This window comes from Acinetobacter sp. YH16044, assembly GCF_013417145.1.
GTDB lineage: Bacteria > Pseudomonadota > Gammaproteobacteria > Pseudomonadales > Moraxellaceae > Acinetobacter > Acinetobacter amyesii.
Genome location: NZ_VPEK01000002.1, coordinates 189,315 through 201,613, shown reverse-complemented (window position 1 = coordinate 201,613; position 12,299 = coordinate 189,315). Strand labels below are relative to the sequence as shown.

Sequence of the window (12,299 nt, the reverse complement as noted above, 5' to 3'; positions counted from 1 at the left end):
TCTGCTTTATTTATAACAACACTCATCCTAAAAATCTGCATCCATTCTGCAAATTTTTACGGTTTTTGCGGAAGCTGATTGCACAGCTCCACCATGGCTTTACGATATACATCGCGTTTAAAATTCACCACTTGACCCAAAGGGTACCAATAGCTGACCCATTGCCATTGATCAAACTCTGGTGGGTCTGACAAATCCAGCTGAATATGCTGTGCCGAAGCCGTCAGTTTTAATAAAAACCACTTTTGTTTTTGACCAATACAAACGGGGTCTGAATCCGTACGTATATACCGATGTGGCAAACGATAGCGCAACCACCCTTGGGTTTGTGCTATCACCTGGACGTGTTCGGGCAGTAAGCCAACTTCTTCTCTCAGCTCACGGTAAAGTGCCTGTTCGGGGGTTTCTCCATGTTGGATACCTCCTTGTGGAAATTGCCAGGCATTGTGACCAATGCGCTTTGCCCATAAAACTTGTCCAATGTCGTTTGCCAAAATGATCCCGACGTTGGGTCGGAAACCTTCTGAATCGATCATTTGGCTACCTAAATATTGTGTAATTTATGACTTTGCTCACGGGGACGTTTATTTCTGTGTCCATCTCGAAAAAGCAAAGTGTAAAAATGTTAAAATTGTTATGATCTTAACGAATTTCTATCGACTAGCGGAGATAGATTTACAATTTTTTTCTTAAATTTCAGCTTTTACGAGTATTTTCATGAAATTGGCACTGTTTGACCTTGATCACACCTTATTAAATACCGACTCAGACCATTCTTGGGGGGAGTTTTTGGTCAATGAAGGCTTGGTTGATCCAATTCATCATCGTGCCATGAATGATAAATTTTATGATGATTATAAAAAAGGCCAGCTTGACCCGATTGCTTATAATGAATTTGTATTTGAGTTTTTAACTCAACATGACAATGCCTACTTAACTGAGTTACATCAGTTGTTTATGAAAAAAGTTATTCGTGCGCAAATGCGTCCTGAGGGCTTTGCTGCCATTCAGCGCCATCAAGATGCAGGACATCAATTGGTCGGGATCACCGCAACGTCTGATTTTATTACCGCACCGATTTTTCGTGAATTTGGTATTACTGAAATCATTGCGACCAATGCCGAAGTTGTGGATGGTAAATATACGGGTAAAGTGATTAATACTCCGTGCTACCAAAAGGGCAAATTAGTCCGTTTGAATCAATGGTTAGAAGGTCGTGATGTGACAGAATCTTGGGCCTATTCAGATTCGATTAATGACCGCTTCCTATTGGAATATGCCGATCATGCCTTTGCAATTAACCCAGATGACCGTTTAGAAGTCCTTGCAAAAGAACAAGGTTGGGACATTCAAGACTGGTCAATTCAAGCCTAAAAATAGATATGATAAAAAAGCATCATTAGATGCTTTTTTATTTGACGTCCTTTTGATTAAACTTCAGCTCACTAATTTGAACTATCGCTCTATATGCAGACAGAAGCTTCTTTTAAACATTTAATTCAAATCTTTATAGGGCCACGTGCTCAATCTTATTTAAAGTTCATAGAACAACAAGGTGGGCAGAACAGTGGCCTGAGTTGGGCGGGGTTAATTTTTGGGCCCTATTGGTTACTCTATCGGAAGATGTATCGCTATTTCTTCTTATTCTTTGCGGTTGGTTTTTTGATTAGTATGTTGGCACTCATCATCGGAGTGCCTGATCAAGTCTTGATGGGGCTAGCATTGATTCCTAACCTCATACTCGCTGGCATCGGAAAGCGGCTTTATAGCGATTTTGCGGTGCAAAAGACCAAAGCCTATATGCAGCAGCCGAAATATAGTGAGCAGGTGTTTGCTGAAGAAGGCGGAGTGAACTGGGGGCTGCCTTTGTTGTTGGTATTTATTCAATCGGTCGTGATGATTATGCTCAGTTTGCCTTTTATTCAATTTTCACCGCTGTAGAATTCTGTAATTGAGTGCGTGTCCGTTCCGTGTTATATCCTTAAAACAGAATAATTTTGTATCCATAAACAATAAGTTTTAACACGGAGAATGACAATGAGTGTACGTCCACGCATGACTCATCTATTTGAACAACTGGGTTTAGATTCGAGTGAAGACGCGATTGCTTTATTTATCGTGACGCATCAACTCAGTGCCCAAACTAAAATCACCGAAGCAGATTATTGGACAGATGCTCAGCGTCAGTTCTTGGCCGAAAAAATTAAGTCAGATGGTGAATGGGCGATTATTGTCGATCAATTGAATGAATCATTACATGAAGATTCATTGACGAAATAAAACCGACAGGTCTTCCTTGGTTTTTTTAATGGGATCGGCTGAAATAGGCGATCCCATTTTTAATGAAAAATTGCTGACCTTGAGCCAAGCTACAAATATTGATGGCAGATTTGAAGGTCACTGCATTGTATATGATGACTATTCAACAAGGACTGTTCAACACTTGGCTAATCAAATCATTCGCTTTTTCTAGATGCTTAAACAGATGAATATAAAAAGCCACCATAGCGGTGGCTTTTTTAACGATTAAATATTGTAGGCAAAAAAATTCGATTAGATGTGTTTCATCAATTCAACCAGCTTTTGTGCAGCAAGTGACTGAGTACGGCCTGGGTGCCATACCATGCCCAATTGACGATTCATGTTTGAAGGTAAATTCAATTGTTTTAAATCTTGGTTCAATAAGGTTTTAGGAAGAACTGACCAACCGAGACCAATGGAAACCAACATGCGAATCGACTCAAGTGAGTTATTGCTCATGGTGACTTTTGGCTTGAGTCCATACTTTTCAAACTCAGCCAAGGTAATTTGACTGGTATAGGTTTGCGCCGCAGGCAATAGACTTGGGTATTGGATCAAATCTTCTAAGGTTAAATGTTCAACTTGCGCCAAAGGATGGAAAGGCGCAACCACGAATACCAGTGGATCATTCCATGTCGTGATGTATTTTAAACGGCTGTCACCTTGTGGCGGTAAAGTTAAAAATGCCAATTCTAAGTCGCCAGCCAAAACTTGCTCATGGGCCTGTTCAGAATCAACAAAGTGTACATCTAAGGTCACTTCCGGAAACTGTTGTACATATTGACGCAAATGCGCTGGTAAATGGTGTAAGCCGATATGATGACTGGTACCAATTTTCAGTTTACCTTGAACCTGACCTTGCTCATGGCTGAGCGTATGGTGAATATCGCCCAACTCATTCAGCCAGCTTTTTACTTTTGGCAAGAGAGAGTTTGCTGCATGCGTCGCTTGAACACCACGACCCGCGGATTCAAAAAGTTTGACACCGAAGTATTCTTCTAAACTGTGAATACGCTTGGTTACAGCAGGTTGCGTAATGAAGAGCTGATCTGCTGCCAAAGAGATCGAACCAGTTTCCATAACTTTTACAAAGGCTTCAAAGGCTGCGAGATTCATCTTCATTCCTATAAAGAATTTTTATGCTTAGTCTCATTGTTATAATATTTTAAGAATAAATCAAAGGGAAAGTTGTATCTTTTGATTTAAAACTAGGCGTTCAAGCCATATTACGCGTTAAATCTGAGGGGATTTTCCGAGTTCTATAGCGTTATTCGAGTGCTTGATTGTTGCATGATTAGAGATTGGGCTGTGACGTTTTCAGCTCAAATGCGCTGTTACAAAGTTGTTTTTTAAACAGAAACCAGAGTTATGCATAATATAAAAAATATAGGGCTGAAAAGTATTTTTAACCGTTTGAATTAAAGAGGAGAGATGGCTTTTCTTTTTAACTCAGCTTTAAACTAGAACAAAAAAATGAGTTCAAGTTTTGATGGCTTGGGGAACATAGTTTTCAGTGAATAATTAAAGCAACAGGTACAGTCAGGGCGGCATCTATTAGCGATGTTTTATCTCACAGGGAGAAGGCGATGGATATTAAACACATTAAAAATTTATTGGATATTTTTGAAGTGACAGTCGAAAAGCGCTGTGCGATATATGAAATCGCAGACGATGAAGACGAAGAAAACCGTGCAGCTGCCGAGTGTAATGCGGCAAAAAACAAACTGATTCTTGCGATAGAACAATTGATCGAGGCGCATGATCAGCTGGTTTTACAACAAAAAACCAAGCTTTGATGATCTGTCTACAATTGAATCTATAGGATGAAATGAATAGAAAGTTAAAGTGGATAGAGTAAAAGAACGTTTTAAGGTCATTAAAAAAACTACCGTGATGGTGGTTTTTTTACAAGGAGCAGGGTTGAATTAAGCGGGGATATTTTCCTCTACAGCTTTATCTTTCTTTTCCCATGCTTTTTCGTGGAAGAAAAAGGCAACCGCTTGAACAGTTGGTTCAAGTAAACTTAAGGTAATAGCCATTGCAATACTGCCTGTCACGTAATAACCAACCAACATCGCAACCGTGATATGCATGATGTAATAGCTCAAGGTTTTTTTGAACATGCGCTGATTATTTTCGACGAACTTGTTAATGTGTGCCATGAAAAAGCTCCTTGTTAAATTGATAAATCTTGGCAATGATTTAATAATAATGATTCTTATTTGCAATGTAAAAGAGAAAATTCGATTTATGATCATTGAATTTTTAAATTACTGTTTAAATAATGGCAGACAGTGAACAAAAAAGTCGGAGAAAATTCTAAAGTTTCATCTGCTGAAAGTATTGAAGTGAGCGTGTTTTAAACGCATTAATGGTCTTTAAAATGTAGCGGAAATCAGCAGTTAAATATCATTCCTATAAGTTTTTAAACTAATAAAAATGATAAATTAGATTTATGTGAATACGTGGTTATAATCGATTTAACGAAAGAATTTACCCAGTCCAGTGGAGCAAATCGACATGGCAGGCGAAACCCAAAAAGCGGAAACCCAAATAAAAAAAACCTTGTATGACAAATTGTGGGATGACCATCTAGTAAAACAGCGAGATGATGGCTCTTCATTATTGTATATCGACCGTCATTTATTGCATGAAGTGACTTCTCCACAAGCCTTTGAAGGGCTACAACTTGCAGGTCGTAAACCGTGGCGTTTAAGCGCTAATGTTGCAACGCCAGACCATAACGTACCTACGTCTACTAAGGAGCGTGCTGAAGGTATTGCAGGTATTGAAGATGATACCTCACGTATCCAAGTGCAAACTTTAGATGACAACTGTAAAACTTTTGATGTTGCCCAGTTTGACATCAACGATGTACGTCAAGGTATTGCGCACGTGGTGGGGCCTGAACAAGGTTTAACCTTGCCCGGTATGACCGTGGTATGTGGTGACTCACATACTGCAACGCATGGTGCATTTGGTTGCTTGGCTCATGGTATCGGCACATCGGAAGTTGAACACGTATTGGCGACTCAATGCTTAGTTCAAAAGAAAATGAAGAATATGTTGGTGCGTGTTGATGGTCAATTGGGTCAAGGCGTAACTCCTAAAGACGTGGTTTTAGCGATTATCGGAAAAATCGGTACGGCGGGTGGTACAGGTCACGCGATTGAATTTGGTGGTCAAGTGTTCCGTGATATGTCGATCGAAGGTCGTATGACGGTATGTAACATGGCGATCGAAGGTGGCGCGCGCGTGGGTATGGTGGCTGTCGATGACAAAACCATTGCCTATGTGAAAGACCGTCCGTATGCACCGAAGGGCGAACAGTGGGACGCTGCAGTAGAGTATTGGAATACTTTAGTGTCTGATGAAGGTGCGCATTTTGATACTGTTGTGGTATTGCAAGGTGAAGATATTGAGCCACAAGTGTCTTGGGGGACTTCTCCTGAGATGGTGATTCCTGTATCTCAAGCAGTGCCAACTTTAGAACAAGCCAAAGATGACGTACAGCGTAATGACTGGACACGTGCATACAACTATATGGGCTTAGAAGCGGGTCAAGCTTTGGCAGATATCCAATTAGACCGTGTATTCATTGGTTCATGTACCAACTCACGCATCGAAGATATTCGTGCAGCGGCTGAAGTGGCCAAAGGCAAAAAAGTGGCGGCATCGATTAAACAAGCCATGGTGGTTCCGGGTTCAGGTTTAGTTAAAGCACAAGCAGAAGCAGAAGGCTTAGATAAAATCTTAATTGAAGCAGGCTTTGAATGGCGTGAGCCGGGTTGCTCAATGTGTTTGGCAATGAATGCTGACAAGTTGCAACCGGGTGAGCACTGTGCATCAACGTCTAACCGTAACTTCGAAGGTCGTCAAGGTAATGGTGGTCGTACGCATTTGGTGAGTCCAGCAATGGCAGCAGCTGCGGCAATTGCAGGTCACTTCGTTGACGTTCGTACCTTCTAATCAGGGCTAATAGGAGCAAATCGCATGAAAAAATATACCGTTGAACAAGGTATCGTTGCACCATTAGACCGTGCCAATGTTGATACAGATTTAATTATTCCAAAACAGTTTTTGAAATCTATTAAGCGTACAGGCTTCGGAGCCAACTTATTTGATGAGTTGCGCTATTTGGATGAAGGCTATTTAGGTCAGGACATTTCAAAACGTCCGATTAACCCCGATTTCGAATTGAACAAACCGCGTTATCAAGGTGCGTCGATTTTGATCTCTCGTGCAAACTTTGGTTGTGGTTCGAGCCGTGAGCATGCGCCTTGGGCATTAGAAGAATATGGTTTCCGTACTGTCATTGCACCAAGCTATGCGGATATTTTCTTTAATAACAGCTTTAAAAATGGCATGTTGCCAGTGATCTTGTCTGAAGAGATCGTAGATCAGTTATTTAAAGAATGTGCTGCATCTGAAGGCTATCAATTAACCATTGATTTGGCTGCGCAAGAAGTACGTACACCGAGTGGTGAAGCATTTACATTTGAAGTCGATCCATTCCGTAAACACTGCCTATTGAATGGCTTGGATGATATCGGTTTAACCTTACAAGCAGCCGATGATATTCGCGCTTATGAAGAAAAAACCAAAGCATCTCGCCCTTGGGTATTTGCAGAAATTAAAGCTTAAGTCAGTGTCACTGTAGAACTTCTTAGTAGTCAGTCGGCTTAAGTCTTGCTAATATCAGGCGAAACAAAATTTATACGTTAGCCAGAATTTATCAGGTTGGGTTCGAAAAATGAAAAAGTTCTTCGGTCAGCTGGTTGTAACGGGAGCGCTGTTCGCAACGCTCTCTGCCTGTCAAAGCTTTGACACGGCACGCATTAAAAATGTGAAAGAAACTGAAAGTACAAAAAATAATGCTCTGATTTACTGTGCAGGTACAGCGCATTGTGAATTTGAGCGTTTTGATCAAATACAGGTGGTTGATCCAAATAATCAACATGTACAACGTGCTGCGATTAAAGCAGGCATTGTACGGTTGAATGGTCGTTCATTGTCTGAGCCTAATCCTTTGTATTTGTCTGTACCTTCAGGTCAGCATGAAGTCGTGATTCGCTATTATCCAATTTCTCAGGAAAAAGCAGAGCGCTTGCATGTCATTCACAACTTTAGGTCCAAACACGAGTACACCTTTAAAATGTACCGTGAGCGTTCAAAAAACACAGGCAGTTTACTAGATAAATCTGCGCCTGATCCGCTCTGTGTAGACTTAAAGCAAGGTGCAAAAACGATTCGACGTTTCTGCCGACCCTACAATGTCCTCACAGGACTTGGTGAGTTTGTAGAAAAGAAACTTTAAATCCGACTGGTAATCAAGCCAGCGTATAAATGGAAAGACTCATGTCAAAACATATTTTGATTTTACCAGGTGATGGTATTGGTCCTGAAATCGTGAAAGCGGCTGAACAAGTGCTGACACGTGTAAACGAAAAATTCAACTTAGGTTTGACTTGGGAACAAGGTCTTTTAGGTGGTGCAGCGATCGACGCGCACGGTTCACCTTATCCAGAAGTAACAGCAGCACAAGCGAAGACTGCTGATGCGATTTTATTGGGTGCAGTGGGTGGTCCTAAGTGGGATACCATTGAGCGTTCAATTCGTCCAGAACGTGGCCTATTAAAAATTCGTTCAGAATTAAATTTATTTGCCAATTTACGTCCAGCAATTCTTTATCCGCAGCTTGCAGATGCGTCGAGCTTAAAACCTGAAATCGTAGCAGGTTTGGATATCTTGATCGTACGTGAGTTAACTGGCGGGATCTATTTCGGTCAACCACGTGGTATTCGTGAACTCGAAAACGGTGAAAAACAAGGTTTCAATACTGACGTATATGCAGAATCTGAAATCAAGCGTATTGCCAAAGTTGCTTTTGAAATGGCGAACTTACGTGGTGGTAAAGTGTGTTCAGTGGATAAAGCCAACGTGCTAGAAGTGACTGAGCTTTGGAAACAAACCGTAACTGCGTTAAAAGAAGAGCAGTATCCTGAAATTAACTTGTCTCATATGTACGTTGACAATGCTGCCATGCAATTGGTCCGTGCGCCAAAACAGTTTGATGTAATCGTGACAGGTAACTTGTTCGGCGATATCTTGTCTGATGAAGCGGCGATGTTAACCGGTTCTATCGGCATGCTGCCATCGGCTTCTTTAGATGAAAATGGTAAAGGTATGTATGAACCTTGCCACGGTTCAGCACCAGACATCGCAGGTCAAAACATTGCGAACCCATTAGCAACAATTCTGTCTGTTGCTATGATGCTACGTTATACCTTCCGTGAAGAAGCGGCGGCAAAAGCAATTGAAGATGCTGTAGGTAATGTCTTAGATCAAGGCTTACGTACAGGTGACATCATGTCAGAAGGCAGTACTCAAGTCGGTACTGTTGAAATGGGTCAAGCTGTAGTTTCTGCATTGAACTAATGGCGAATCAAAAAACGCAGCGTTTATGCTGCGTTTTTTTGTGCCTAGAAATTATCAATCTTAGAATTGATGCGCTAACAGGTGCGACCAGTTAATCGGACATCAGTTGCAATATTATGCTTTAAGCGAAATTGAATAAGGCAGTTTAACTCAACCTCATAGCGTGTATTTCCACTGGGAATCGGCACAGCAGCGCCGCTGCCCATGCGCATCGCAGGATTTTCCGCCATCTGTAAAGGAATACTGATCGGGCGTGTAACACGATAACGAAGGTAGTCTGAACTGACCTCTACGGGAGAGGTTCTTTGATAGCCGAGTTTGCTGAGATTAAGTTCTGCTTGAATCGTTTGGCTCGATTGACCAATAAATGAGGCTAAATAGCGTTCACGTTCAACGGAGGATATCGTTGATGTCGTGGTACAACCAGCCAACCATACAATGCTTAGAACGCATCCCATGCTCAATATTGGGCGAATAAAATGCTGATCTTCGTAAACCTGATGTTCCAAAATAAATTTCATGGATCAGCTCCTCACGAAATAAATTCAGTTTAGTCAGATTGGTCTGTATAACACTGTAGTCATTTGATACACGGTCATCCGAGCAGGATTAGCCTCTAGTATTCAAATACAGGATCAACAAGCTTTACCGACATAGTCAATGGATTCAACTATTTGATTGCGTAATTTGAACTCGATTTTACATTCCATATCGACAGTGACACCACCTTTAGATGGCGTTGGGATAGGGGCGCCCATGGCTATACTGGTGCCGATATTTGGTGTACCAATCGGGATTGGCATCGAGCGTAAAATGGTATAGCTAAGTTTTTCGTTGCTTTGTACGGGTGCTCCCATCACTTTATAGCCCAATTGACTCAAGTTGAGCTCTTTACGAACTTGATCAGCTGGCTGTCCAATATAGTGTTGTAGGGATTGATTGAGTTGTTTTTGGCCTGTCGTGGCGCAAGCCACACAAAAGATAGCACCGACTAATCCTAGATGTTTCATATGATTTTATGTCCTTATATTTTGAATTTTATAATCGAATTTTTATGTTTTTAGACTGTAAAGGAAAGCAAATTTGCAGTCAATTTTTATCATTGTATTGAAATAAATACAAAAAAAGCCACTTATAAAGTGGCTTTTTCGCTTCGCTAAAACTTAGCGCGCACGGTAAGTGATACGACCCTTAGTCAAATCATAAGGTGTCATTTCTACTTTAACACTGTCGCCAGTCAAAATACGGATATAGTGTTTACGCATTTTGCCAGAGATGTGAGCAATCACTTCATGACCGTTTTCTAAACGTACACGGAACATAGTATTAGGAAGCGTCTCGGTGACAACGCCTTCGAACTCGATGAGTTCCTCTTTATTGGCCATAGCCTACCTGAATGAATAAATTAGCAAGGCGCAAATTATAGTCAATTTTTTTTCAGAATACAAGCCGTAAAAGGCTTTGAACTGATCGACTGTCAGTAAAATAAGCGAACAATTTAGTTAAATATTTTCAACAAAAAATGTGCAGTAACTGTTGTCAGTTTGGTCAATCGCAGTTAATCTAAAATCAATCTTTTTAGGTATAAATGAAGTACATACAAGGAAGGTTCTGGAGTGGGTCAGCTAACTGATGCATCTGTTGTGTTGCGTTTAGGGTATCAAGCGATTCGTCGTGCCGGATTGCCAACAGAAGAAATTTTAACAAAAGCGGGTGTGGCATTAAATCAGGTTGAAACCAATGACCGTACCCCATTGAATGCGCAATTTGCATTCTGGGTGGCTGCAGAAGAAGTCAGTAAGGATCCTGACATTGGTTTGCATCTGGGAGAGCATTTGCCTTTATATCGAGGGCAGGTGATTGAACACTTATTTATATCATCTGAGAATTTTGGTGAAGGTTTAAAGCGGGCTTTGGCGTATCAACGCCTCATTAGCGATGCCTTTCATGCGCAATTGGTGATTGAAGATGACCGCTGCTATTTGACCAATGGTCATCAGCCTTGGGCAGAAAATATCGTGAATCGTCATTTTTCTGAATGCGCGATGTCGGGTGTTTTGCGTTTTTTTAAGTTTATTACTGAAGGGCGTTTTCAGCCAATTTATATCGACTTTAACTTTAGTCAGGGCGCGCCAGATGATGAGTATTTCCGTGTCTATGAATGCCCTGTGAGTTTAGGGCAGAAAGAAACCCGATTATATTTTGATCCGGCTATTTTAGAGTATCAATTGTGGCAGGCAGAACCTGAGTTATTACAATTGCATGAGCAGTTAGCGATTGAAAAACTTCAGGAGTTGGCGCGTTATGATTTGGTTGGTGAAGTTCGCCGTGCTATTGGTTCAACGCTTGAAAGTGGTGAAACCACACTCGAAACGGTCGCTGCACAGCTCAACATTACCCCACGTCGTTTACGGACTCAGTTGTCAGAAGCCAATACCAGTTTTCAGCAAATTTTGTCAGACTATCGCTGTCGTTTGGCTAAAAAATTATTGGCCAATACCAATGAAAGTGTGGAGCGCATTGTTTACTTAACGGGTTTTTCTGAGCCAAGTACGTTCTATCGCGCATTTAAACGCTGGACCAATGAAACGCCTGTGGAATACCGTAAGCGGAAGCAGCGTTAAGGTTGATCTTCGATAAAATCCTTCCCTAAACAGAATCCCCCCTTTGAAAGGGGTACTTTCATTTTTAGAACCTAGCAATGGCGAAAATGACACTCATCCCTCTGTGAAAGGGAGGTTGGGAGGAATTTTTTATTCAGGCATATTTAACCAATGAGGTCCCAGCGGAACTTGAGGAAGTTCAAACTGTGCTGGATAGTCTGCATGGATAAAATACAGCCCATCGGGCGGTGCGGTGACACCAGCTGCTTTTCGGTCTTCAGCCGCAAAAATGTCGTCAATATGGTCAACGTCATACATACCTTGCCCAATTTCCAATAAACAGCCCATGATGTTACGCACCATGTGATGTAAAAAACCATCGGCCTGAATATCTAGGACCAAGTAACATCCGTGTTGGATCAAGCGACAATGACTGACATGACGAACGGGCTGATTGGACTGACAGGCTGCGGCACGGAAGCTTTCGAAATTATGAGTGCCTTCAAATTTGGCCGCGGCACGTTGCATTTTCAGCACATCTAGCTTGGCATAAACATGAGTCACTTGTTTGTGCAGTAAAGCTGGGCGCTGTGGATTGTTATAGACCACATAGCGATATCGACGCGCTTGCGCCTTAAAGCGGGCATGGAAGTCCTGATCCATTTCCTTAATCCATTGGATGGAGATATCACGAGGTAATTGGCTATTACTGCCCATTAACCATCCACGAATGGGACGAATCGCCTGAGTATCGAAATGTGCCACCATATTGGTTGCATGGACGCCGGCATCTGTTCGGCCAGCACCGTGCAACATGATTGGCTCATTGGCCACTTTACTGAGGACGGTTTCAATGGTTTCTTGCACGCTTGGTACGCCCGGTTGCTGAGTTTGCCAGCCCTTGTATTGCATGCCACAAAACTCAATCCCAATCGCAAAACGTTGCATAGTTACCTC

Annotated in this window: 16 protein-coding genes; 9 read left to right on the top strand and 7 right to left on the bottom strand. The window is 41.7% G+C overall.

All coding sequences use genetic code 11. From position 1 onward, the window contains the following. Positions 1 to 56 precede the first annotated feature (56 nt). The gene (locus tag FTV38_RS02465) at positions 57 to 536 is read right to left on the bottom strand and encodes an RNA pyrophosphohydrolase (protein ID WP_078189729.1); all 480 of its coding nucleotides are present in this window, start codon (positions 534 to 536) and stop codon (positions 57 to 59) included. Between the two features lie 181 nt (positions 537 to 717). On the opposite strand from FTV38_RS02465, the gene FTV38_RS02460 reads away from it, so the two are divergent. The 3 genes from FTV38_RS02460 to FTV38_RS02450 all read left to right on the top strand — a co-directional run bounded on the left by FTV38_RS02460 (position 718) and on the right by FTV38_RS02450 (position 2,280). After that, a complete protein-coding gene (locus FTV38_RS02460) occupies positions 718 to 1,374 on the top strand; it encodes an HAD family phosphatase (protein WP_078189728.1) in 657 nt (218 codons plus the stop codon). Between the two features lie 93 nt (positions 1,375 to 1,467). Then, positions 1,468 to 1,941: a DUF2628 domain-containing protein gene (locus FTV38_RS02455; protein ID WP_168377917.1), complete on the top strand. Its 474-nt coding sequence runs from the start codon at positions 1,468 to 1,470 to the stop codon at positions 1,939 to 1,941. Between the two features lie 96 nt (positions 1,942 to 2,037). Continuing rightward, positions 2,038 to 2,280 carry a DUF2789 family protein gene (locus FTV38_RS02450; RefSeq protein ID WP_078189726.1) on the top strand — a complete coding sequence of 81 codons (243 nt, stop codon included), beginning with the start codon at positions 2,038 to 2,040 and terminating at the stop codon, positions 2,278 to 2,280. A gap of 273 nt (positions 2,281 to 2,553) precedes the next feature. On the opposite strand, the gene FTV38_RS02445 is transcribed toward FTV38_RS02450, so the two are convergent. Next, a complete protein-coding gene (locus tag FTV38_RS02445) occupies positions 2,554 to 3,417 on the bottom strand; it encodes a LysR family transcriptional regulator (protein WP_078189725.1) in 864 nt (287 codons plus the stop codon). A 470-nt stretch (positions 3,418 to 3,887) separates the two neighbouring features. On the opposite strand from FTV38_RS02445, the gene FTV38_RS02440 reads away from it, so the two are divergent. Then, a complete protein-coding gene (locus tag FTV38_RS02440; protein WP_078192758.1) occupies positions 3,888 to 4,097 on the top strand; it encodes a hypothetical protein in 210 nt (69 codons plus the stop codon). A gap of 129 nt (positions 4,098 to 4,226) precedes the next feature. On the opposite strand, the gene FTV38_RS02435 is transcribed toward FTV38_RS02440, so the two are convergent. Next, positions 4,227 to 4,463, bottom strand: coding sequence for a DUF2061 domain-containing protein (locus FTV38_RS02435; protein ID WP_078192757.1), 237 nt, complete (start codon positions 4,461 to 4,463; stop codon positions 4,227 to 4,229). A gap of 358 nt (positions 4,464 to 4,821) precedes the next feature. Between FTV38_RS02435 and leuC the strand changes: the two genes are divergently transcribed. From leuC to leuB, 4 genes are all read left to right on the top strand, one after another. Beyond that, positions 4,822 to 6,270, top strand: coding sequence for a 3-isopropylmalate dehydratase large subunit (leuC, locus tag FTV38_RS02430; protein WP_180010169.1), 1,449 nt, complete (start codon positions 4,822 to 4,824; stop codon positions 6,268 to 6,270). A gap of 24 nt (positions 6,271 to 6,294) precedes the next feature. After that, a complete protein-coding gene (leuD, locus tag FTV38_RS02425; RefSeq protein WP_078189721.1) occupies positions 6,295 to 6,945 on the top strand; it encodes a 3-isopropylmalate dehydratase small subunit in 651 nt (216 codons plus the stop codon). Positions 6,946 to 7,054: 109 nt separating this feature from the next. Further along, a complete protein-coding gene (locus FTV38_RS02420; RefSeq protein WP_168377913.1) occupies positions 7,055 to 7,618 on the top strand; it encodes a hypothetical protein in 564 nt (187 codons plus the stop codon). 41 nt (positions 7,619 to 7,659) lie between these two features. Then, complete coding sequence (gene leuB, locus FTV38_RS02415; RefSeq protein WP_078192754.1) at positions 7,660 to 8,739, top strand: 3-isopropylmalate dehydrogenase; 1,080 nt, start codon at positions 7,660 to 7,662, stop codon at positions 8,737 to 8,739. A 74-nt stretch (positions 8,740 to 8,813) separates the two neighbouring features. Here the strand turns inward: leuB and FTV38_RS02410 are convergent, their stop codons facing one another. The 3 genes from FTV38_RS02410 to infA form a co-directional block, all read right to left on the bottom strand. Further along, on the bottom strand, positions 8,814 to 9,260 hold the full coding sequence (locus FTV38_RS02410) for a hypothetical protein (protein ID WP_306669471.1): 447 nt from the start codon (positions 9,258 to 9,260) through the stop codon (positions 8,814 to 8,816). A 114-nt stretch (positions 9,261 to 9,374) separates the two neighbouring features. After that, positions 9,375 to 9,749 (bottom strand): hypothetical protein, encoded by a 375-nt coding sequence (locus FTV38_RS02405; RefSeq protein ID WP_111884085.1) that lies wholly within the window; start codon positions 9,747 to 9,749, stop codon positions 9,375 to 9,377. Between the two features lie 153 nt (positions 9,750 to 9,902). Continuing rightward, complete coding sequence (gene infA, locus FTV38_RS02400) at positions 9,903 to 10,124, bottom strand: translation initiation factor IF-1 (RefSeq protein WP_001284370.1); 222 nt, start codon at positions 10,122 to 10,124, stop codon at positions 9,903 to 9,905. Positions 10,125 to 10,355: 231 nt separating this feature from the next. Between infA and FTV38_RS02395 the strand changes: the two genes are divergently transcribed. Further along, on the top strand, positions 10,356 to 11,363 hold the full coding sequence (locus tag FTV38_RS02395; protein ID WP_078189717.1) for an AraC family transcriptional regulator: 1,008 nt from the start codon (positions 10,356 to 10,358) through the stop codon (positions 11,361 to 11,363). Between the two features lie 129 nt (positions 11,364 to 11,492). Here the strand turns inward: FTV38_RS02395 and truA are convergent, their stop codons facing one another. After that, positions 11,493 to 12,290, bottom strand: coding sequence for a tRNA pseudouridine(38-40) synthase TruA (truA, locus tag FTV38_RS02390; RefSeq protein ID WP_078189716.1), 798 nt, complete (start codon positions 12,288 to 12,290; stop codon positions 11,493 to 11,495). Positions 12,291 to 12,299 lie beyond the last annotated feature (9 nt).

Coding starts and splice junctions, on each gene's coding strand:
- FTV38_RS02465 (WP_078189729.1), bottom strand. CDS start 536: ATGATCGATTCAGAAGGTTTCCGACCCAACGTCGGGATCATTTTGGCA.
- FTV38_RS02460 (WP_078189728.1), top strand. CDS start 718: ATGAAATTGGCACTGTTTGACCTTGATCACACCTTATTAAATACCGAC.
- FTV38_RS02455 (WP_168377917.1), top strand. CDS start 1,468: ATGCAGACAGAAGCTTCTTTTAAACATTTAATTCAAATCTTTATAGGG.
- FTV38_RS02450 (WP_078189726.1), top strand. CDS start 2,038: ATGAGTGTACGTCCACGCATGACTCATCTATTTGAACAACTGGGTTTA.
- FTV38_RS02445 (WP_078189725.1), bottom strand. CDS start 3,417: ATGAATCTCGCAGCCTTTGAAGCCTTTGTAAAAGTTATGGAAACTGGT.
- FTV38_RS02440 (WP_078192758.1), top strand. CDS start 3,888: ATGGATATTAAACACATTAAAAATTTATTGGATATTTTTGAAGTGACA.
- FTV38_RS02435 (WP_078192757.1), bottom strand. CDS start 4,463: ATGGCACACATTAACAAGTTCGTCGAAAATAATCAGCGCATGTTCAAA.
- leuC (WP_180010169.1), top strand. CDS start 4,822: ATGGCAGGCGAAACCCAAAAAGCGGAAACCCAAATAAAAAAAACCTTG.
- leuD (WP_078189721.1), top strand. CDS start 6,295: ATGAAAAAATATACCGTTGAACAAGGTATCGTTGCACCATTAGACCGT.
- FTV38_RS02420 (WP_168377913.1), top strand. CDS start 7,055: ATGAAAAAGTTCTTCGGTCAGCTGGTTGTAACGGGAGCGCTGTTCGCA.
- leuB (WP_078192754.1), top strand. CDS start 7,660: ATGTCAAAACATATTTTGATTTTACCAGGTGATGGTATTGGTCCTGAA.
- FTV38_RS02410 (WP_306669471.1), bottom strand. CDS start 9,260: ATGAAATTTATTTTGGAACATCAGGTTTACGAAGATCAGCATTTTATT.
- FTV38_RS02405 (WP_111884085.1), bottom strand. CDS start 9,749: ATGAAACATCTAGGATTAGTCGGTGCTATCTTTTGTGTGGCTTGCGCC.
- infA (WP_001284370.1), bottom strand. CDS start 10,124: ATGGCCAATAAAGAGGAACTCATCGAGTTCGAAGGCGTTGTCACCGAG.
- truA (WP_078189716.1), bottom strand. CDS start 12,290: ATGCAACGTTTTGCGATTGGGATTGAGTTTTGTGGCATGCAATACAAG.